Here is a 19,392-nt window from a genome sequence, read left to right as displayed (position 1 = left end):
AAACATCAGGTAAACAGTCCCTAAACAACAGGCAAAAAAACCGAGCAAACTGCAAAATGTGAGATCAAATGTTAAAAAGTTAGATGTTTAGCGGCAGTGAAATCTCCATCCTAGTACCCGCTTTACTGCCTGAAAGGATATGAAGCGTTCCGTTATGCGCCTCAATAAAGCTTTTGGCAATAGGTATTCCATGCCCTTGGGAATGAGATACCTGCATGTACTCATTGGAATTCATTCCTATTCCGTCGTCTTCGATAGAAATATGAAGCTTATCGTTCGCTTTGCTTACTTCCATGGAAACGTGTGTACCTGGAGGATTATGAATGATAGCATTAATCAAAAAATTCTGCAGCGCTCTGCCTAATAATTTACTATCGAAGGGCATAATACATGCCGCGTCCATTGACGTAAAAGAAAATTCGTATTGCTCGGCTGAAGGATGGTTAGCGATATCTATGACTGTACTACGGAGAAACTCCACAATGTCCTCCTTCTCCAATTGGATTGGCAATGGACCTTCCTTAAGCTGCATAGAAGCATTCAAATCCTGAATCAACTGCTTCATTTCCGTCACTTTCTCACTGATACCCATACTAAAGCTTCTTCTTTCTTCATCAGACCAGTCATACTCTTGAGCAGTTAGCATAGCCGCATATCCTTCAATATAAGATAATGGTGTTTTGAGATCATGGCTTACACCTGCTACCCACTGCTGTTTTCGTTTCTCTAATTCCACTCTCTCTTCCTCATTGCTGCGCAATTGAGCCGATAAGATGTTCATTTGTTCAAAAACTTCTTTATACAATTGATACGGAGGTTTATAACTATTTTTCTGATTTTTTTTGCCCTCTGGCAGTTCCAGTTCACTTAGCGGCGCTTGGAATTCCCCTGTCGCAATATTTCCAATCCATTTAATTACATACACCAAAGGTTTGCCTATATACCATCCGTAGGCAGCTATGAACACAACACTCTGCACGATACCAAGTCCTGTCCAGAATAGATCAATATTTATATTTTGAGATGCTCCAAATATACTTTTTATAAAAATATATAAGATCGTGCAAATAACAAAACATAGAACATAGGCCAGTACAAAGCATAATGTTACTTTCATAAAACGAAAGGACATCTTAACTAGAGAGTTCATTCTTGCTCCTCCATCTTGACTGACATCATTTTATAACCAAGTCCTCTTACATTGATTAAAAATTGCGGGTGCTTGGGATCAGGTTCTATTTTTTTCCGCAAACGGGAGATATGAATCACTACAGTCTTCTCATCACCCAAGAAGGCCTCGCTCCATATCGCCTCATAAAGCTGCCGTACACTGAAAATACGGTTAGGATGCTTGCACAGAAATACCAGCAGTAGCCATTCACGTGCCGGACAATCGACCTGCTTGTCCTCCACATACAATACACCGGATTCCAGTTCCAGACGAAAATATCCAAAATCTAAAGTGCGTAAGGTCGGTTTCATGGCCACTGTCGAAACTTTCCGATATTTCATTCGAGCTTTCATACGCGCAACGACTTCCAGCGGGTTAAACGGTTTGGTAATATAATCGTCCCCTCCGATACCAAACCCCATTAATTTGTCTAGGTCTGTATCTCTTGCCGTCAAAAAAAGAATAGGGGCATCCGTATATAGACGCATTTGACGACACACCTCAAACCCATCGTTATCAGGCAGCATAACATCAAGTACAATCACATCCACATGAGATTCCATCACGACTTGCAGCGCTTCCCGACCCGTTGCAGCATGCTTGACTTGAAGGAATCCTTCTTTTTTTAACACCGTTGTCAGCATATCCCGCAACCCCTGCTCATCGTCTACTATAAGTACTGCAATTTCTTCCATAACCCAAGGTTCTCCATTCTTTTTTTACATTTTTTACTTTCATTATAAAAGCAAACGGGCAGAATTTAAATCGAGTTCCATCACATATCGTTCATCCCCGTGAATATACTTAATAACCAACAAGGCCAAACTGTGCCGTGTATCCACTTGGGGGGTGCCTAATAATGCCGGAACCACGCCAGCCATATTCATTCGTCGTATCCCGCGAAGATTGGTCGCTGCATCGCAAAGGGTACCAGGACCAGCAACGTCATCAGCAGAAGGTCAAAGATGTCATTAAGCAAAATCTACCCGATCTGATAACGGAAGAAAATATTATTATGTCGGACGGTCAACAGATTATTAAAGTGCCGATTCGCAGTCTGGATGAATATCGCTTCATTTATAACTATCAAAAGCAAAAGCATGTAGGCCAAGGAGATGGCGACAGTCAGGTGGGGGATGTCATTGGACGTGATCCTGCTTCCCAGAAGCCAGGTAAAGGTGAGAAAGCCGGCGACCAGCCGGGACACGATATTATGGAAACGGAAGTCAGCATAGAAGAACTGGAAGATATGCTGTTTGAGGAAATGGAATTGCCGAATTTACAGCAAAAAGACAAGGATCAAATTGAGGTTGAATCTATCGTATTTAATGATATACGTAAAAAAGGCATGCAAGCGAACATTGACAAGAAACGAACCATTCTCGAAAATCTGCGCCGCAACGCCCGTGAGGGGAAACCGGGCATTCATCATATTAGTCCGGACGATCTTCGCTACAAAACATGGGAAGAGAAGACCATTCCCCAATCCAACGCGGTGATTATAGCTATGATGGACACCTCAGGTTCGATGGGCTCTTTTGAAAAATATTGCGCTCGCAGCTTCTTTTTCTGGATGACCCGCTTTTTGCGCCGTCAGTATGAAAAGGTGGAAATTGTCTTTCTCGCGCATCATACCGAGGCTAAAGAGGTTACGGAAGAAGAATTTTTTACCCGCGGAGAAAGTGGCGGCACGATCTGCTCTTCCGCTTATTTGAAAGCACTGGAGATTATCGACAAACGATATCCTCCTTCCAGCTACAATATTTATCCCTTCCATTTCTCGGATGGCGATAACCTGACCTCGGACAATGAGCGGTGTGTGAAGCTAATCGAGGAACTTATAAAGCGGAGCAATATGTTCGGCTATGGAGAAGTGAATCAATATAATCGCAGCAGCACGCTGATGTCAGCCTACAAGAATATTAAAAAGGATCAGTTTATGTACTATGTCATCAAGGAAAAAGGTGAGGTATACCAAGCCTTACGTACCTTTTTTCGCAAACGGGAAGGGGGATCGGTGGGATGAGTACCGACCAGAAGGAGCTAGAATATGCGATATCAGAAATTATGGAGATTGCCGATGGATTCGGGCTCGATTACTACCCGATGCGGTATGAGATTTGTCCGGCGGATATTGTATACACGTTCGGAGCCTATGGTATGCCCACGCGCTTCAGCCACTGGAGTTTTGGAAAAACATTTCACAAGATGAAAATGCAGTACGATTTTGGATTGAGCAAAATCTATGAGCTGGTCATTAACTCCAATCCCTGCTATGCCTTCCTGCTGGAAGGAAATTCTTTGGTGCAAAATAAACTGATTGTCGCCCATGTACTGGCACACTGTGATTTTTTCAAACACAACGCTCGCTTCTCAGCTTCTAATCGCAATATGGTAGAGAGTATGTCGGCCACAGCAGATCGAATCAACAGCTATGAAATGGAATACGGGTCAAAGGCTGTAGAATCCTTCATTGACTCTGTACTGGCGATACAAGAGCATGTAGACCCACAGATCATCAAACCAAGGCATCTGGATAAACAGCGTTACATGGAGCTCAAAATTCGGGAGCAGAAAGAACCCGGAAAACGCCAGCGTCCCCCTGGGCCTTACGATGATCTATGGTCACTGGACACAGTGAAGCAGCATGATCCCGCCGAGACCGAGGGCATCAAGGTACGCAAGTTCCCACCGGAACCTGAAAAAGATATCGTCTGGTTTATTCAGGAATTCTCGGAGGTACTGGAGGACTGGCAGCGGGATATTATGACGATGCTACGGGACGAAATGCTGTATTTCTGGCCTCAAATGGAGACCAAAATCATGAATGAAGGCTGGGCCTCCTATTGGCACCAGCGGATTGTAAGGGAACTAGATTTGACCGGGGAGGAAACCGTTGAATTTGCGATGCTGAACGCTTCTGTCGTACAGCCTTCCAAGCAAAGCCTGAACCCGTACTATTTGGGACTGAAAATATTTGAGGATATTGAAAAACGATGGGATAACCCAACCCGTGAGGAGCAAGAGCGACAAGGACGCAAACCGGGCGAAGGACGCGCTAAAATGTTCGAGGTACGAGAGTTCGACTCAGACACCTCTTTTATACGCAATTACATGACCAAGAAACTGACAGAGGATTTGGATCTGTACGTGTTTGAGAAACGGGGACCCGATTGGAAAATTACCGATAAATCCTGGGAAAACATACGGGATCAGCTCGTGTTTTCACGTGTGAATGGAGGCTCCCCTTATATCGTCGTCGAGGATGGAGATTACCTGCATACGGGCGAGTTGAAGCTCAAGCACCAGTACGAAGGCATTGAGCTGGATTTAAAATATATGGAGCGCACACTTCCGTATGTATATCAGCTGTGGGGGCGCACCGTTCATTTGGAAACATTGATTGAGGGTAAGCTCGCCTTATTCTCATATGACGGTAAGAAACATCATCGTAAGTTTGTATAGTCATACAAAATCAAATAGCCAGCCTAATTTAAAAAAGGGGCATTCCTAAAAAGGATATGCGCCTTTTTTTACTATTTCATACAACCTTAAGCGACCTTCGTTTCTTGCCAATTTCAGGACACCTGTTTCGTTTTGGATCAGGGGTGTATTATACTAATATAATAAATGACCCACGGGTCATAATTGAGAAGCAGAACAAGGAGCGTTGATATAGATGAACACCCATCCCAGCTTTCGTGAAGTTCGTGAAAGTGATCAGCAGGTATTCCCGATTGCCTGGTACGCCGTTGGCTGGTCCAAGGAGCTAAAAAATAAACCGCTTAAAAAGCGACTGCTTGGCAAAGATATTGTCCTGTACCGTGATGATCATCGTCAGGTACATGCCATCCATGCTTATTGCCCGCACCGAGGAGCTGATTTATCGCTCGGCTATTGTCAAAGCGGGCACATCACATGCCCATATCATGCATGGTCTTTCGATGAGAGTGGGCAGTGTGTGGATATTCCGGCACACCCGGGACGGGCTATTCCTGAGTTTGCTCATACCTATGCCTATCCCGCGATTGAAAAAGCCGGCCTGCTGTGGGTATATCCTCAGGCCGTTGGCTCAAAGTCTGAGATAAACTCAGAGATGGGGACATCCACGTCCCCACCTCCTCTGGAGATTTTTCCCGAGCTGGAGGACCCCTCTCTCATTTTGTCTCCCTACGATTCCGTGTGGAAGGCACATCTGACGAGAGTTGTGGAGAGCGTGCTGGATGTCGCTCATTTGCCAATTGTCCATAACAAAACGATCGGTAAAAAATCCTCCACCGACATTCATATCGAGTTTGAAGCGGATGACAATCATATTCGAGTGAAAAACGGGAAAGGTCTATTGCAATATACCTTTCCACAGCAATGGATTTTGACTCCCGTAAAAGAAGGACGCAGCAAGTTTATTAATTTCGTCACCTTCACTCCGATTGAGCAAGAGTTAACTGCCATCTACGGAATGGCTGGACGTAATTTTGCCAGATTTGTACCGGGTATGAGCCACATTTTTTCCAGATACAGTGGCAAGGTGCTGGAAGAGGATCGGGCCGTGGTGGAAAGCCAGCATCCGCGTCCAATCCCAGAAGCGCTGCGAATGGAGGCACACGTCCCCGCTGATGGACCTCAGGTTCGGTTTCGCAACCGCTGGTATGATTTCCTTGTCAACGATGAGCCTCGTGTACGACTGGGTCCAGAAACTACTTCCTCTTAAATTCGACGATGTAGCTTTGATTGAGCTGTTTTCCACCTTCCGAGATGTTCTGGTACATGGATAAAAACCGGGCGGATGGGCTCCATACCGTTGGGCTGTCATAGGATTGGATATCGGTCGTAACCGGAGTGGTTTTACCCGTAGACTGGTCAAACACATACAGCCCTCTCATGCCTTGCTGATCCTCATCATAAATGGAATAAGCAAGCTTGGACCCGTCGCTGGACCAGCTTCCACGACTCATTAAAGTGCCTTGACCGACGATTCCTTTCTCTTTGCCCTGTTCATCCAAAATGATCATACGGGCTGGTTCGGATGTATTCCATTTCCGCTTTTCAATGGCAATAGACTTACCGTCAGGCGACACGGCAAAGGACATGCCACCCTCTGCAATGGTCACAGCCTGAGAATGATTGAGGGTGAACCGATTCAGCACCGGATACCCTTGTTTATCACTGCCTGTATAAAATATGGCGTTACCCACTTTTTCGACATGAGACATCAATTCAGAGCGATTCGGATCTTGAAAACTCAATTCTTTAGCTTTTCCGTCCAGACCAATCAGCTGGATTTTACCATCCGGTGTGCCTGTAATGAGATCATTCTCATCGCTCCAGCTCACTTCGTTAGTCATATCCAGCTTGCCGATCGATGTAACCTTACCACTGCCTAGTTCCAAAATGTAGCCTTGAATATCATATTTGCTGCTGGTGCTACCTTCAGTAAAAAAGACATGGCGCTGATCCGGTGATACCACAGCAAGTAACTGTGGAGCCTTACGACCTGGTGTTAAAATCCGCTCCTTGTCTGTCTCTACATTATGAATCCACAGCTGGGTTTTACGCTCCACAATCAGCTCTTCGTCGCTCAGCCAAGACCTCGCGTAGACATCCCCCAGCCTGTCGATAGACGATACCACCAGCTCGTCCGTTACTTGCTGCTGGGCTGCATCCGTGTCAATCACAGTAAGCTGTTGGCCCGGTTTCATACCAGATGCTGGATTTGTCTCTCCTGCGCTCTTCATGCCGCAACCGCTGAACAATGCCCCGGCGATTAAGCCGGTCATGAGCACCCCCGTGGCTTTCTGTCTGAAAACTCTTGTACGGGAATCTTCGCGATGAGAGGAGCCGTTCTTTTGCCCATAGCTGCCTATGTTTTTCTTTATCATGTATAACGGCCTCCTTGTTAACGATACCCCCAGTTTAATGCCCGAACATCTCATGAATACATCGGATTGTTTCCAAGTTGTAAACAAGACACCATTTTAGCCCTGTGCTAACAGTTGGCCATTTACAGGGAGCCATCGTGAACCAAGAGAGGGAGTCTAAGCGAAAATTCATTCCCACTTACATTTGTATGCCCGTTGTCATTTTCCAACCCACTATGATCTGAAGCTGTAAGCTGCAACTCTCCCCCCATGCGCTCCGCCAGTCTGCGCGCCAGAGGAAGACCGAGTCCCGTACCGCTGTCCTGACGAGATCGATCACGACTTAAGGTAGCAAACGGCTCAAAAATCATGTCCCATTGCTCCCTAGGAATCCATGGGCCGGAATTGCGTATACACACAATCACGGTGTCCTGTTCTACTCGATTCGATAACGTAATCCATCCACCGTCCCGATTGTACTTCACTGCATTATCCAGCAAATTCAGTACAATATGCATCAGATGCTTAGGGTCTCCCCACACCTGGGCAGGAACGGTATCTATCGAAAAATTCAGCCTACGCGCTGCCGCTTTTCCTCGAATACGGCTCCCTGCATCTTCCAGCAACGAATGCAGTTTCACAGCCTCCGTATGCAATTCAAAATCATATTTATCCAGCACAGATAGCCGCAGCGAGTCCTCGACAAGCTCGTATAACCGTTTTGTTTCCTTACTGATACTTTCTCTCGCTTCACGCACCAGTTCAGGATCATCCCCATACATGTCCAGTAAATCAGCATAGGCCTGAATAGAGGTTAATGGAGTCTTCAGTTCATGGCTGATATTTCCAATAAAAGATTTTTGCTGCTGCTCCAGCTCTCTCAAACGCTGAACCGCTTCTTCCAGCCGAAGCTTTTCGTTTTCCAGCGCGGTAATGCTCTCCCGGATCACATGACTCATCAGGAGCATTCCTTCATCCAGTCTTCCCAGCTCATCCTGCCGCCGCAGCAGTCTGGTTTCCGGATAATGCCCTGCCGATATCTGTTCGGAAGCGCGAGTCAGTCGTCCGATATCTCTCGTCTGGCGGCTGACATAGCCTAAGCCCAAAATAAAGCTCAATACCAGCACCGCACCTCCCGTCCATAGAAACAAGTGGGCAATGGCCTGGTAGAACTGCTGCTGCGCTTCTGTTGAGCTATGAAGCTGTACCACTCCCAGCAAGCCGTCCGGACCTTGAAGCGGAGCCAAATAGGTGACTGCGCTACCTTCCGTAATATACGCAATTTTGCCTTGGAGCGCATAGGAAAGGGCCTGGCTGACATTTGTTCTAAAAGCCAGCGGTAGAGAATTGCCAACCTCATGCCCCTGACCATCATATAAAATAACGCGCATATTGCTGGATACGCCCAGTTCCACTGCGAGTTGGGGCGCCTGCTTCTTCATGAAGCCTTCCGGTGATTGGCGCACTCCCAACAGGTAAGACTGTTTTACACGCATTTCTACAATTTCGGCCTGGCGCTTTAAACTGCGTTCCATTTGGTCTGTCTGGTTAGCGCGAATGCCAGTAAGCACGAGCCAGCTCAGCACACCGACAGTAAACAGCAGCAAAGCCGCCAGTACCAGGGGAAATTTCCAACGCAGGCTTAAGCCTGTAGGTTTGCGTTTGCGTTTCTGTTGGTCGGTGGACCGCAAGCTTCCTTGCTGATGGAGTGAATGATGTTCGTTCACGTCATTTTCTCTGCCTTATAGCCGATACCATACACGGTCTGCAATATCGCCTGATGCGGCTCAAGCTTCTTGCGCAAGCGCTGGATATGAATATCCACCGTCCGCGTTCCGCCCACATAATCGAAGCTCCATACCTGCTCTAGCAGCTCGTCCCGTGTATACACCCTCCCGGCATGAGACACCAACAGCGCCAGCACATCAAACTCCTTGGGGGTCAGATCCAGCGCTATGGCTCCAAGTTCAGCCGTTCGGCTGAGCGGACGTACCCGTAATGGGCCGAGTACCATTTCTGTTCCTTCCGGGGCAGGCGCTCCTTCTCGCTCCAGTCTCCGTACCAATGCTTTAATACGAGCGAGCAGCTCCCTTAGGTCAAACGGTTTGCTCATAAAATCGTCCGCACCCAGCTCCAGCCCGAGTACCTTATCAACGATATCGTTTTTGGCCGTCAGCAGTAAAATACCGATGCCCTTCCGACTTTCCAAGCGGCGGCACACCTCATATCCACCCAGTTTGGGCATCATCACATCCAGTATGAGAACTTCCGGGTGGAACAAACGCACTTTTTCCAAGGCGTCCTCCCCATCAACAGCAGTTTCCACCAAAAAACCCTCTCGCTTTAACGCATAAGCCAGCGCATTCCGAATGCTCGCCTCATCGTCCGCTATCAGTATTTTTTTATCCATGTCCTGCCCTCCCTGCATTAAAAAAACGCTCCAGCTACCTATGTTCCCGCAAATAATAATGAATCAGACATGTATGACATATAAACTGCTCACGTGGATCGTTAAGATCAAAATCCGTCATGTCGCGTATCCGTTCCAATCTGTATTTTACTGAGTTACGATGTATAAAAAGATAATTGGCTGTATCTACCAGACTGCCCCTGTTTTCCAAATAATAAAATAACGTTTTGAGTAAGTCACTGCCATGTGAGCGATCATATTGCTGAAGTCTCCCCAGCTTGCGTTCAAACAAATTTGAAAATTCCTCTTTGTCCATCGCTTCTCCAAGCATATAGTGCATCTCTATATCGCTGTATTTGCATACACGTTTATCAGGATACAGCCGCTGGGCTACAGTAATGGCACGACGTGCTTCATTGTAGCTTTGCAGCAGCTCCCATAACTTTTTGGCACTTCCGATGCCTAAATAATAATCGGCGGTACCCCAGGCTTTTTCAGTTGACCAGTTTTTCAGCGTATCACTCCAGGACGTTTCCTGATCAGAGCCAGGTGCGTTCTGATGATCATTCGGCTGAAGAGTCGGCAGAAATAATATCGCACGATTTGAACGGAACTCAATATGAGACACCACACGCCGTCGGGTCGATTCCATACTCAATAACCCAGAAAGAATCTCTTCTGGCGGAGCCGTAGCACTTTCCAGTACAGCCACCTCCCAGTTATATTCCGGGTTGAATCCCAATTGACGACCTCTCCGCTCAACCTCATGCCGCACCGGCAACGGAGGTGTCATGAGCTCATCTATAAAATTCCCCCGTAGTCGGCTTTCCGTATCTTCTACTGCCTTTTCACGCATTAATTCTAACGCCATCACCAGCCGTGCCTGCTCAATACCAACCTGCTCCATATCATCCAGTTCATTGCGGGCAATGACCAACTTGGCGACTGTACGTTTATCCACACTAATTGGAAAATGACGAGCATCTTGTACCTTCGCCCAATCCCAATCTTGTGGTGAAGTGACAATGGCTTGACCACCATTATCAACCAAAGCAACCGGAGCTTTAAAAAGCTCTGCTATATTATCGCTTACAGCCTGTATGCCACTGTTCTCCAGCACCATCGTCGTTAACGTTCGATAGATTTCTTCCGAACGTCGCAGCAGCTCTGCCTGTCGGTTCAACACCATATCCATGACACGCTGCGTAATATCCGTATAGGGAATATCGGCTGGAATCTCAATCACAGGAAGGCCACAGGCATTGCTTTCTTCAAGCGCACTATGGGGAATTTCCGTGAGAAAGCGGGTAGGCTTGATCACAAGCGCCGCCGCCCCGCCCTGATGCAGTAATTGAATAATTTGACACAATACCTCAGGCTCATGACGGATCGAATAAGCCGTTGTCATTAACAATACACCTTCCCGGACCCAGCCTTTCAGGTCAGGGACTTCCATAATGTCAATAAACCGGACAACCCGGCTTAGCCCTTGTTCTCCGCTTAATACCTTCGCCTCCTTCAACACGGGTATTGCCATGAGCTCTTGAACTGTTACACCCGGTATTTTCATAAAGACAGACCACCCTGCTATTTATTTTGCAAAATCCTTAGTTCATCTAATTTTCAGGATAGTGTACCAAAAAAGTGTACAAAACAAAACCTTTTACCGCTTGGTCAAATCTATCCACACCAGCCCATTCCTATCTTTAGGAGCTCAATGGAACATAAATAAACCGCCCTTTTCTGGAAAAGGCGGTTTATTTTAATATTCAACTATTTATAATGAAGTTTAAGAACTATCCTGCTTGTACCCCACACGAAGTGGCTGCTAGCGTACCGAAACAGCTGCACCCAACGCCACAATCGGGTCAATAGCCCGAATCCCTAGTGTACGCTCCAGCTCTGGCGCAAAGTTCATCGTTACAAAACCTGTGCAGGCAAGTACAATTACCTCAGCCCCCTTCTCCTGAAGCCGTAACGCTGCTGCCATAGCTGCCTCTTTACCTTGTGGAGTGTTCAAGTCCAGTGTCGTCTGCACACCTATGGGACGCTCTGTACCGATATAGGAATCGCCCAAAATGCGGCGAATCAGCGGCGGAGCCTCCTCCAAAATGGTCAACACGCCTACACGGCTGGCCGATGTCAGAGCCAAGAGTGCCGCACAGGACCCCGCCCCGTATACAGGTACAGATACAGCCTGACGAGTTTCCTCTAGCGCTGGATCAGCCGCGCAGCTAATACCGATAGACGTACAGCCTTGTTCAACGAGTTGTTGCGCCGCGAGCACAATTTTAGGCACCGCTTCCCGGTCTGTGATATCATCGTAGATCCCTTTCGGCTGATCGGGAATACATACACTGGTGACAGGTAGCCCGTAGCGCTGCTCAATGACCCGGCCGTGAAGGTCGATAGCTGCTTTGTCCTGCATGGTAAGCACTCTGATCATTCCAAGCATGATAACTTCCTCCCTTTATCGCTCTAGCAACTGACCAGCCTTCATAATCAGACGATCATCCAGATATACATCCGGTTTTTGTACGACTCCGTCAATATGTACACCCGCAGCGACAGTTCCCCCAAAGGTATTATTGCTGCCAAAAGCGACATGAATCGTGCCATATACTTTCTCGTCCTCTAACACAACACCTGTAATGCGGGCTTTATCATTCGTTCCAATACCAAATTCGGCCAGCATTCTACCATCGCCTTCGCCGAGCATATCCAACAGGGACTGTCCGGCTTCCCCTTCTGCGGCGATTAATCTACCATTTTGCACCGTCAGCAGCAGTGGCTCTTTTAAGGCACCGATTCCTGCTACAGAACCGTCCACCACAATCTGACCCTGTGCCATTCCTTCCAGCGGAGCAATATACGCTTCACCTGAAGGCAGGTTCCCCGATTCGCCAGGATTCAAATACATACCTGTGCTGGGAACGCCGTTGCGCCCTTCTATGGTAAAGTTCAGACTATATCCATCCTTTTCAATCCGTACCTGCTTGGCAGCAGTCAGCAATGCGGTCACCTCTTCGGTCAGCGCCTTGACCTTCGGATAATCAGCAGCAATTGCTCCATTCATGAACATATCGTCTGTCATGCCGGGCATGGTCGCCAGGCGTGCTCCAGCAGCTGCGGCTTGCTTACGGGCACTTGTATGTGTCAGCGAATACCGGGTGACACATACAACAACGTTGGAGCGAAGCATGGCTTCGGCAACAGGGGCTGGAGGCTCCTCGCCCGATTTGGAACGAACCTTCATCGTCAAAATAGCTGCTTCTGCCCCCAGTGCCTTGCCAGCTTCATATATAGACTCGCCCAATTCTTTTTTATCATCGTCGGTTACGACCAGAAGCGTCTCTCCAGCGGTAAGTCCCAAACATTTTTGCAATACATTTTTACTGATTTCAATACGTTGTTGACTCATAGTTCTTACCTCCAATTTTTAGCTCCTTACACCATTTCCGATACCAGTTTGCCAATCAAGGCATTGGACAATACAACGGGAACCCCTGAGTAATGCGCCGCTAGCTCTCTATGCGTTTCCGTATAGCCCATGCAATCCAGTACGATCAGATCGGCTTGATTCTTGAACTGTCCTGCTGCTCGGCGAAATTCTTCCTCACTGCCACTGTAAGGCGAGGCCGCCGCAAACTCTGGATTCAATCCATAAGGGCTGAATTTAAGCTTGAGGTTGTTCTTCTGTTCTTCGAGCGGTCCAATGAGACCCAACCTTCTTCCGCTGGACATGGCCTTTAGTACAGGAGGAAGCACATGATCTGGCTCAATTAGAAAAGCGCTTCGGGTATGCAACCCAGGAAACACACCGGTACAGAGTAACAAAATAGTACGTATGCCCTGCTCCTCCAAACGTGTGATTTTGTCCTGGAGCAGTGGCTGGATTTTTTCGCGTGAAATGACCACCGACTCCCCGGTCGTCAAGCGCGAGGTTAATACATATTCTCCCGGTGACGGTGATAGATGCTGTTGTATATAGTCCAATGAGAGCCCATCTAGCGCACCAGCCTGTACCAGCTCTGCCCGTCCTTCCAATGCCCTTTCTACGATAGGGGTCACATCTGACCGGGGGGCTTGCCCAATCGTAATCATCCCAAGCTTATGCATTTTGAATCCCTGCTTTCGCTTCATTTTATTTTACGCTCCTGGCGACAAAGGGCAAGCTCGCGGTCTGCCCTTATTTCGGTTCTGGTGAATAGTTTTAACTTATGTTACTGCAACTTTCCTCACATAGACAATGTTCGTCCTGACCAAAACAAAGGCTTGTTTGTTGTGCATAAAGGATAAAAAAACAAAATCATAGCGCTACCATTACATTTTATTCCTTTTTAATGTCAAGAAATATAACGCAGCATAAACATCGCTTCCCTCACTGCCCTGCGCTTTGAAGTGCCTTACCTGTCCGTATATGCTAAAATACTTCCGTATCGGCTATTCGCCTACAGGAGGGCATGATCATGAAACAATCTATTTTGATCGTAGAAGACGAAGAAAAGATTGCCCGGCTTCTAGAGATCGAACTTCAATTTGAAGGCTATCAAGTATGTAAAGAAAAAAACGGAATTGATGGGCTGGAGACGTATTGCAAAGGCAATTGGGATCTAGTGTTGCTGGATATTATGATTCCCGGTCTCAATGGCATCGAGCTACTTCGTAGGATTCGTAAGCATGATGCGAACGTTCCTGTCATTTTGCTGACGGCTAAAAGTTCCATTGCAGATAAGGTCGAGGGACTCGATTTGGGAGCCAATGATTATGTTACCAAACCGTTTGTGATCGAAGAGCTGCTTGCACGTGTACGGGCCGCACTCAGAGTGGGTGCAACGAAAGACATGGCTCCACAAGGGGTAGATAAATGGCTTAGTGCCGGGGATTTACGTCTCCATGAAGGTACTCGTGAAGTTCTTCGAGGAGAGCACAACATTGAGCTTACACCGCGAGAGTTTGACTTGCTCGTTCATTTACTCAGACACCAGCGGCAGGTACTTAGCCGTGAACAATTACTGGAGAATGTATGGGGCATAGATTATATGGGCGATACCAATGTGGTCGATGTGTATATTCGCTACGTGCGCAATAAAATCGACCCTACGCGCCAGCTCCCTGAGCTGATCCATACTGTACGCGGAATTGGTTATGTACTGAAGGAATCTTTATGAAGCTACAAAACAAAATCCATACGTACACCTCGTTATTATTCGCGGTCTTACTTGTAGCCATTAATTTTTCGATCTATTTCCTATTCAGCCAATTTTCGATAGACAATCGAAAAGACCAGGTAGAGGCCGCAGCAGAGAACATAGTTCGTGGGATTCAACGTGCTCCGGTATCCGTAGCCGCTGAGGATCTTCTCCGAGCCTATGTACCGCTGGATGGCATGCTTCGGCTGATGAAACCAGAAGGCGACTTTCTTCCCCCTATCACCTCTTCTTCCGAGCAATCTCTTAGCTTGATGAAGGGCGTTTTTGATGAAACACGGCAGGTTCGCATGATTACCTATGAAAGCAATCGTTACATTCTTGTATCGCTCCCCATGATTTGGACCAATGGCGAGGTTGTCAATCTCCAGGTGACCGAAAGTCTGCAACCGACGATGCAGACGCTACAGGTACTCAGAATTGTACTTGTGGCTGTCACTGGAATTGCGCTCATTCCTGTTGTGGTGTCGGGAAGGCTGCTCGGCAGACTGATCACACGTCCAATTACATCTATGATTAGCACGATGAAAGAAATTCAGCGCAGCGGGAAATTTAAACGCCTTCCGCTCAATTCATCATCACGCGACGAACTGGTCGAAATGGGAGAAACATTTAATGACATGATTGAACTGCTGGAGCGGAATTTCGTCAGGCAAGAACAATTTGTATCTAATGCGTCCCATGAGTTGAAGACACCGCTCACCATTATTGAAAGTTATGCCAGCCTGCTCAAACGGCGGGGGTTGCAGCATCCCAACATTTTCGCCGAATCCGTTGAAGCGATTCATTCCGAGGCGATCCGAATGAAGGACATGGCAGAGCAGCTTCTTCTGTTGGCCAGAAACGAAGAACAATGGAATGTCGTGCTGGAGCCTGTACACCTGACCAGAATAGCGACAGAATTAAAAGCTACATTTGAAAATGCGTTCGCCCGACAAATTCAACTGGATGTACAGACAGACTGCATTGGCTATACCGATGAAAATAAGCTGAAGCAGCTGCTATTTATCTTTTTGGATAATGCACGCAAATACAGTGACGAGCCGATACACCTGATGATTGATACGGTGGGCGGTACAGCTCAACCCTGCATAAGAATCACAGATCAAGGAATTGGAATCCCGGAAGAAAAGTTATCTAAAGTATTCGACCGCTTCTATCGTGTGGATGAAGCCAGAAGCCGCGAGGAAGGTGGGGCTGGGCTAGGCTTATCATTGGCTACAGGAATTGCACAAGCTATACATGCTCAAATTGGGCTAGAAAGTGTAGAGGGGAGCGGAACAACTGCAACGATCATCCTCCCTACCGTTCCAAAATAATAAGCCAAAGGAGGGAATAACGATGAAAGCCATCTATGTGTGGATGATTGGGGGTACGCTGGCGGCTGTATTGATTACAATTTGTCTTTTACAGTGGCCTTGGGCACGGTCGTTAGCAGCTTCTCCATTGGAAGAAAAAGCCGTCATCCAATCCGTTTTGCATCAGTATCCCGGCGAGGTGCTCGAATCCCAACGCTTGGGTGATTTTTATCTGATCAGGCTGGAACGCGCCAAAGGGAAGTACGATATAAAAGCCAATGCCTATGACGGTGTCATCGACTCCATTAAGCGGACACAGGCTTATACAGATGCGAAGCAGGAGCCCCAAGATCACAAACCCGGTACCTCACCAACCAGAGACACATCGAATCCAGCTAATAAACCTGACCCGGTTTCTCTCGTTATTACAGAGAAAGAAGCAGCCAAGCTTGCTGCCAAAGCAGTTAACGGAACATCCGATGATATTGAGCTTCATCGCAACGACAAAGGCCTTTACTATCTGGTTGAGGTTGAGGTAAAAGATGGGCGTGAAGCAGTAGTACAGGTCAATGCAGTATCGGGCTCTATCGACTCTATAACGTGGGAAAAAGAAAAACAGGAGCACAACGAATCATGACGACTTGATGATCATCTCAGCTCATGTTTTCTCATGGTTTTCTCATGATTCTATTATGTTCCTCTCATGTTCAAGAGATAAGCTGTATTCATGCTTATAGCACAAGGAGGAATTATGTAATGAAAAAAAACTATACATTAGGAATTATGGCAGCCACGGTTCTGCTTGGAGTTACAGTTACGGGTGTCTCAGCGAATGCCGTATGGGCCGCTAAACCTACGGGCCTTATTGGAGCGACCGCCGCTGCCAACATTGCCAAGAAGGCTGTGGGGAATAATGCACAAGTTGAAGATGTCGAACTGGAGCGCAAGAACGGAAAAGTCTACTATGAGGTGGATCTCCAGCAAGGGGATAAAGATTGGGATATAGATGTTGATGCTTATACTGGGAAAACCATCCGTTCCCATTCTGAGCTTGATCATGACTCGAATGACGAGTCCTCCCTTAACAAGCCAAATCACATCACCCTGACTGAAAAACAGGCTGGACAAATTGCGCTTAAGCACGTACCCGGGAGTACCCTTTTGTCTTCTAAATTGGATAAGGAAGATGGACAGTTCATCTACGAGGTAAAGGTACTCACCAACGAAGGAACCGTTGAGCTTGAAATCCATGCATCATCTGGCGCAATCGTGGATACAGACGAAGATGATGATGACAACGAATATTAATCACCCAGGTCATAATCAGGGTAACTAAATACAGAGCTAATTAAAACGGAGCAGCGAACTTTCGCTGCTCCGTTTTTTTGACCAATGTGACATAGGAAAAGAACGAAGATGGCTTCATAAAACTGCACCTATTATTTCTTCATGAATAGACTGATAACTAACAGAGGATTACCTTTTTCTTCAATCCAAAGTCAAGCGAGGTTCTTATGGCGAAATCCTATACTAAAGCACAGATTCGCAAAATCACCCGTCGTTTCGGCCTGATCCCGTTAAAATCAAGCTTAGTCTCATCATTATACCGAAAAAATGCAGTGATCCAGGTGAAAACGAAAAAGGGAACTTATGCATTAAAGCCCTTTAGTCGTACAAAGATGATCCGTTCAAATACGATTCAACAGATGGAACGAGCTGCGAGTCATATAAGGCTTTTGAAAAAGAGAAAGTATACCTACATGCCCGCATGGCTCCCCACTCATTCCGGTAAGTTATGGACTCTACATCAAGGAACGCCATTTTATGTAAGTCAGTGGATCAAAGGACGGGGACTGGAGACCGCTGAAGATTTCGAAAAACTGGGGCGGGCACTTGCCACACTTCACGCCACCTCCACCGGCTTGCATCGGATGGATAAAGGAAAGTCCCCTCCAACCATTCAACAATTGCGGATATGGAAAAACCAGGATCGTCTTTTTCAAAGAAAAATGATAAAAAACAGTCGCCATGATAAAACGTACCGCAACTGGTACAATGCTCACGGCGAAGACTGCAAACGTTTATCCAGGCGAGCATGGAAGGATTTGCAGGATGCATCCATCATAAGGCTGCTTCGGATGGAACATCGGCATCCCTCCTTGATACACAGTGATATCACTACCCCAAATGTCATTATTTCGGATGACGGTCATCTCAAAATCATTGATTGGGATCGGGCTAAGATCGGCTCAATCTATGCTGATTTGGCAAAGGCCCTTATGAATACGACTCAATTCAATCCTGAATTTGTGCAATCCTTGCTGAAGGGATACCAAAAGCGTAAACCACTAAGCCGTACTGAACGGAAGATTGTTACAGCTTTATATAAACTACCACGAGAAGCCTGGCATGCTTCCCGACACCCGAATCGTTCAAGAGATCGCGAAATCCTGGACAATTGGGATCAGTCGTGGCCTCTTCGATTACAAATCATCCATATTTTACAAGAGTGGGCTCATGTATAAAAGAAAGTGAGGATCAAAATGTCGATTTTATCGAACGTTGAGCAGATGTACGGAATCAAAATTCAGCGTACCCGTCAAATGAAGGACATTCACAAGATTGAGACCGCTAATACGACTTATTGCTTAAAACCCTACAAATTTCCGGAAGAAGAGATCCGTTTTATTACACGTGTCTTGTCCTACTTGGATGAGCGCGGGTTTACACGCAGCCAAAAGGTCTATCCAACAGTGCAACAAACGGCTTACATGACCTATGAAGGTGTTTCGTATACATTAACCAATTGGGTTCATGGACTCAGACCAGAATTCACAAAAAGAATAGACTTCAAAAAGGGAATTGCTACTTTAGCCAAATTCCATTCCAGTGCCGTTAGCTTTCCTATCACTGAAGCTCCGCCATCCAGAATCCGTTATGAAGGCTTGAGCGATGAAATAGCTGGATACAAAAAACGCCTCATCCCATACAGAGGCACAGCACATCTCGTAGCTCTTTGTGAAGAAGTGTCCCATCGCCTACAGCAGCCCAAAGTTAGAGAAGCTATTGCTCAGGAGCAAAAAGCCGCCGCATTTATACACGGCGACTATAATTATCCCAATCTGATTAAAGACAAACAGCTCAAAATCCATTTGATCGACTTTGAAAATTGCTCCCTACATGTAAGGATGAAAGATCTCTCCCATCTTCTTCATCGGAATTGTCTTTGGAATGGGACAAAGATGCTGCGCGCGATAGATTACTATCAACGATATCGTCCATTGAGCACCCATGATTTGCATCTGCTTCACGCACTATTGATCTCTCCCTATCATGTAGTCCGCAATATCAGAATAGGCGGCTTCCGTTCTGCCAAGCGAGTCATTCCGTCGTTCGTGCATTTGAACAAATACCGACGTGAACTTAGATCGTTATTATAATCTGT

The 19,392-nt window shown here is 46.7% G+C and carries 18 protein-coding genes; 9 read left to right on the top strand and 9 right to left on the bottom strand.

Features of this window, described 5'->3' with window-relative positions; translation table 11 throughout:
* Positions 1–79 precede the first annotated feature (79 nt).
* Positions 80–1,150, bottom strand: a complete 1,071-nt coding sequence (locus tag NLX82_RS09400; RefSeq protein WP_069080729.1) for a sensor histidine kinase — start codon at positions 1,148–1,150, stop codon at positions 80–82.
* Complete coding sequence (locus NLX82_RS09395; RefSeq protein WP_023987829.1) at positions 1,147–1,866, bottom strand: response regulator transcription factor; 720 nt, start codon at positions 1,864–1,866, stop codon at positions 1,147–1,149. The genes NLX82_RS09400 and NLX82_RS09395 overlap by 4 nt, the downstream gene beginning before the upstream one ends.
* 164 nt (positions 1,867–2,030) lie before the next feature.
* Here NLX82_RS09395 and yhbH point away from each other — a divergent pair, with 164 nt between their 5' ends.
* The 3 genes from yhbH to NLX82_RS09380 all read left to right on the top strand — a co-directional run bounded on the left by yhbH (position 2,031) and on the right by NLX82_RS09380 (position 5,882).
* Positions 2,031–3,197 (top strand): sporulation protein YhbH, encoded by a 1,167-nt coding sequence (gene yhbH / locus NLX82_RS09390; RefSeq protein WP_023987828.1) that lies wholly within the window; start codon positions 2,031–2,033, stop codon positions 3,195–3,197.
* On the top strand, positions 3,194–4,636 hold the full coding sequence (locus NLX82_RS09385; protein ID WP_069080728.1) for a SpoVR family protein: 1,443 nt from the start codon (positions 3,194–3,196) through the stop codon (positions 4,634–4,636). The genes yhbH and NLX82_RS09385 overlap by 4 nt, the downstream gene beginning before the upstream one ends.
* A 214-nt stretch (positions 4,637–4,850) precedes the next feature.
* Complete coding sequence (locus NLX82_RS09380) at positions 4,851–5,882, top strand: aromatic ring-hydroxylating oxygenase subunit alpha (protein ID WP_028542939.1); 1,032 nt, start codon at positions 4,851–4,853, stop codon at positions 5,880–5,882.
* Here NLX82_RS09380 and NLX82_RS09375 read toward each other — a convergent pair.
* From NLX82_RS09375 to NLX82_RS09345, 7 genes are all read right to left on the bottom strand, one after another.
* A complete protein-coding gene (locus tag NLX82_RS09375) occupies positions 5,869–7,050 on the bottom strand; it encodes a TolB-like translocation protein (protein WP_254347865.1) in 1,182 nt (393 codons plus the stop codon). The two genes, NLX82_RS09380 and NLX82_RS09375, sit on opposite strands and share 14 nt — an antisense overlap.
* Before the next feature lie 122 nt (positions 7,051–7,172).
* Positions 7,173–8,756, bottom strand: coding sequence for a sensor histidine kinase (locus tag NLX82_RS09370; RefSeq protein ID WP_023987824.1), 1,584 nt, complete (start codon positions 8,754–8,756; stop codon positions 7,173–7,175).
* The gene (locus NLX82_RS09365; protein WP_254347863.1) at positions 8,753–9,439 is read right to left on the bottom strand and encodes a response regulator transcription factor; all 687 of its coding nucleotides are present in this window, start codon (positions 9,437–9,439) and stop codon (positions 8,753–8,755) included. The genes NLX82_RS09370 and NLX82_RS09365 overlap by 4 nt, the downstream gene beginning before the upstream one ends.
* Before the next feature lie 34 nt (positions 9,440–9,473).
* Complete coding sequence (locus NLX82_RS09360; RefSeq protein WP_028542942.1) at positions 9,474–11,009, bottom strand: PucR family transcriptional regulator; 1,536 nt, start codon at positions 11,007–11,009, stop codon at positions 9,474–9,476.
* Between the two features lie 258 nt (positions 11,010–11,267).
* The gene (locus tag NLX82_RS09355; protein ID WP_028542943.1) at positions 11,268–11,894 is read right to left on the bottom strand and encodes an aspartate/glutamate racemase family protein; all 627 of its coding nucleotides are present in this window, start codon (positions 11,892–11,894) and stop codon (positions 11,268–11,270) included.
* Between the two features lie 15 nt (positions 11,895–11,909).
* Positions 11,910–12,860: an aminopeptidase gene (locus NLX82_RS09350; RefSeq protein WP_023987820.1), complete on the bottom strand. Its 951-nt coding sequence runs from the start codon at positions 12,858–12,860 to the stop codon at positions 11,910–11,912.
* Between the two features lie 26 nt (positions 12,861–12,886).
* Entirely contained in the window at positions 12,887–13,582 is a 696-nt protein-coding gene (locus NLX82_RS09345) for an AroM family protein (RefSeq protein ID WP_069080722.1), read from the bottom strand.
* 326 nt (positions 13,583–13,908) lie between these two features.
* Between NLX82_RS09345 and NLX82_RS09340 the strand changes: the two genes are divergently transcribed.
* From NLX82_RS09340 to NLX82_RS09315, 6 genes are all read left to right on the top strand, one after another.
* On the top strand, positions 13,909–14,610 hold the full coding sequence (locus tag NLX82_RS09340) for a response regulator transcription factor (protein WP_023987818.1): 702 nt from the start codon (positions 13,909–13,911) through the stop codon (positions 14,608–14,610).
* Complete coding sequence (locus NLX82_RS09335) at positions 14,607–15,968, top strand: sensor histidine kinase (protein WP_068940128.1); 1,362 nt, start codon at positions 14,607–14,609, stop codon at positions 15,966–15,968. The genes NLX82_RS09340 and NLX82_RS09335 overlap by 4 nt, the downstream gene beginning before the upstream one ends.
* A 22-nt stretch (positions 15,969–15,990) precedes the next feature.
* Entirely contained in the window at positions 15,991–16,584 is a 594-nt protein-coding gene (locus tag NLX82_RS09330; RefSeq protein ID WP_023987816.1) for a PepSY domain-containing protein, read from the top strand.
* Between the two features lie 119 nt (positions 16,585–16,703).
* On the top strand, positions 16,704–17,255 hold the full coding sequence (locus tag NLX82_RS09325; RefSeq protein ID WP_023987815.1) for a PepSY domain-containing protein: 552 nt from the start codon (positions 16,704–16,706) through the stop codon (positions 17,253–17,255).
* Between the two features lie 206 nt (positions 17,256–17,461).
* The gene (locus tag NLX82_RS09320; RefSeq protein ID WP_028542948.1) at positions 17,462–18,472 is read left to right on the top strand and encodes an aminoglycoside phosphotransferase family protein; all 1,011 of its coding nucleotides are present in this window, start codon (positions 17,462–17,464) and stop codon (positions 18,470–18,472) included.
* 18 nt (positions 18,473–18,490) lie between these two features.
* Positions 18,491–19,387, top strand: a complete 897-nt coding sequence (locus NLX82_RS09315) for an aminoglycoside phosphotransferase family protein (RefSeq protein ID WP_023987813.1) — start codon at positions 18,491–18,493, stop codon at positions 19,385–19,387.
* Positions 19,388–19,392: the final 5 nt, after the last annotated feature.

The organism is Paenibacillus sp. A3M_27_13 (assembly GCF_024213315.1).
Taxonomy (GTDB): Bacteria; Bacillota; Bacilli; order Paenibacillales; family Paenibacillaceae; genus Paenibacillus; species Paenibacillus polymyxa_B.
The sequence above is the reverse complement of the archived record's forward strand: the minus strand, read 5'-3'. Positions and strand labels throughout refer to the sequence as shown.

What these genes read in the sequence shown, in the direction of transcription:
- NLX82_RS09400 (WP_069080729.1), bottom strand. Translation starts at nt 1,150, where the DNA reads ATGAACTCTCTAGTTAAGATGTCCTTTCGTTTTATGAAAGTAACATTA.
- NLX82_RS09395 (WP_023987829.1), bottom strand. Translation starts at nt 1,866, where the DNA reads ATGGAAGAAATTGCAGTACTTATAGTAGACGATGAGCAGGGGTTGCGG.
- yhbH (WP_023987828.1), top strand. Translation starts at nt 2,031, where the DNA reads ATGCCGGAACCACGCCAGCCATATTCATTCGTCGTATCCCGCGAAGAT.
- NLX82_RS09385 (WP_069080728.1), top strand. Translation starts at nt 3,194, where the DNA reads ATGAGTACCGACCAGAAGGAGCTAGAATATGCGATATCAGAAATTATG.
- NLX82_RS09380 (WP_028542939.1), top strand. Translation starts at nt 4,851, where the DNA reads ATGAACACCCATCCCAGCTTTCGTGAAGTTCGTGAAAGTGATCAGCAG.
- NLX82_RS09375 (WP_254347865.1), bottom strand. Translation starts at nt 7,050, where the DNA reads ATGATAAAGAAAAACATAGGCAGCTATGGGCAAAAGAACGGCTCCTCT.
- NLX82_RS09365 (WP_254347863.1), bottom strand. Translation starts at nt 9,439, where the DNA reads ATGGATAAAAAAATACTGATAGCGGACGATGAGGCGAGCATTCGGAAT.
- NLX82_RS09360 (WP_028542942.1), bottom strand. Translation starts at nt 11,009, where the DNA reads ATGAAAATACCGGGTGTAACAGTTCAAGAGCTCATGGCAATACCCGTG.
- NLX82_RS09355 (WP_028542943.1), bottom strand. Translation starts at nt 11,894, where the DNA reads ATGCTTGGAATGATCAGAGTGCTTACCATGCAGGACAAAGCAGCTATC.
- NLX82_RS09350 (WP_023987820.1), bottom strand. Translation starts at nt 12,860, where the DNA reads ATGAGTCAACAACGTATTGAAATCAGTAAAAATGTATTGCAAAAATGT.
- NLX82_RS09345 (WP_069080722.1), bottom strand. Translation starts at nt 13,582, where the DNA reads ATGAAGCGAAAGCAGGGATTCAAAATGCATAAGCTTGGGATGATTACG.
- NLX82_RS09340 (WP_023987818.1), top strand. Translation starts at nt 13,909, where the DNA reads ATGAAACAATCTATTTTGATCGTAGAAGACGAAGAAAAGATTGCCCGG.
- NLX82_RS09335 (WP_068940128.1), top strand. Translation starts at nt 14,607, where the DNA reads ATGAAGCTACAAAACAAAATCCATACGTACACCTCGTTATTATTCGCG.
- NLX82_RS09330 (WP_023987816.1), top strand. Translation starts at nt 15,991, where the DNA reads ATGAAAGCCATCTATGTGTGGATGATTGGGGGTACGCTGGCGGCTGTA.
- NLX82_RS09325 (WP_023987815.1), top strand. Translation starts at nt 16,704, where the DNA reads ATGAAAAAAAACTATACATTAGGAATTATGGCAGCCACGGTTCTGCTT.
- NLX82_RS09320 (WP_028542948.1), top strand. Translation starts at nt 17,462, where the DNA reads ATGGCGAAATCCTATACTAAAGCACAGATTCGCAAAATCACCCGTCGT.
- NLX82_RS09315 (WP_023987813.1), top strand. Translation starts at nt 18,491, where the DNA reads ATGTCGATTTTATCGAACGTTGAGCAGATGTACGGAATCAAAATTCAG.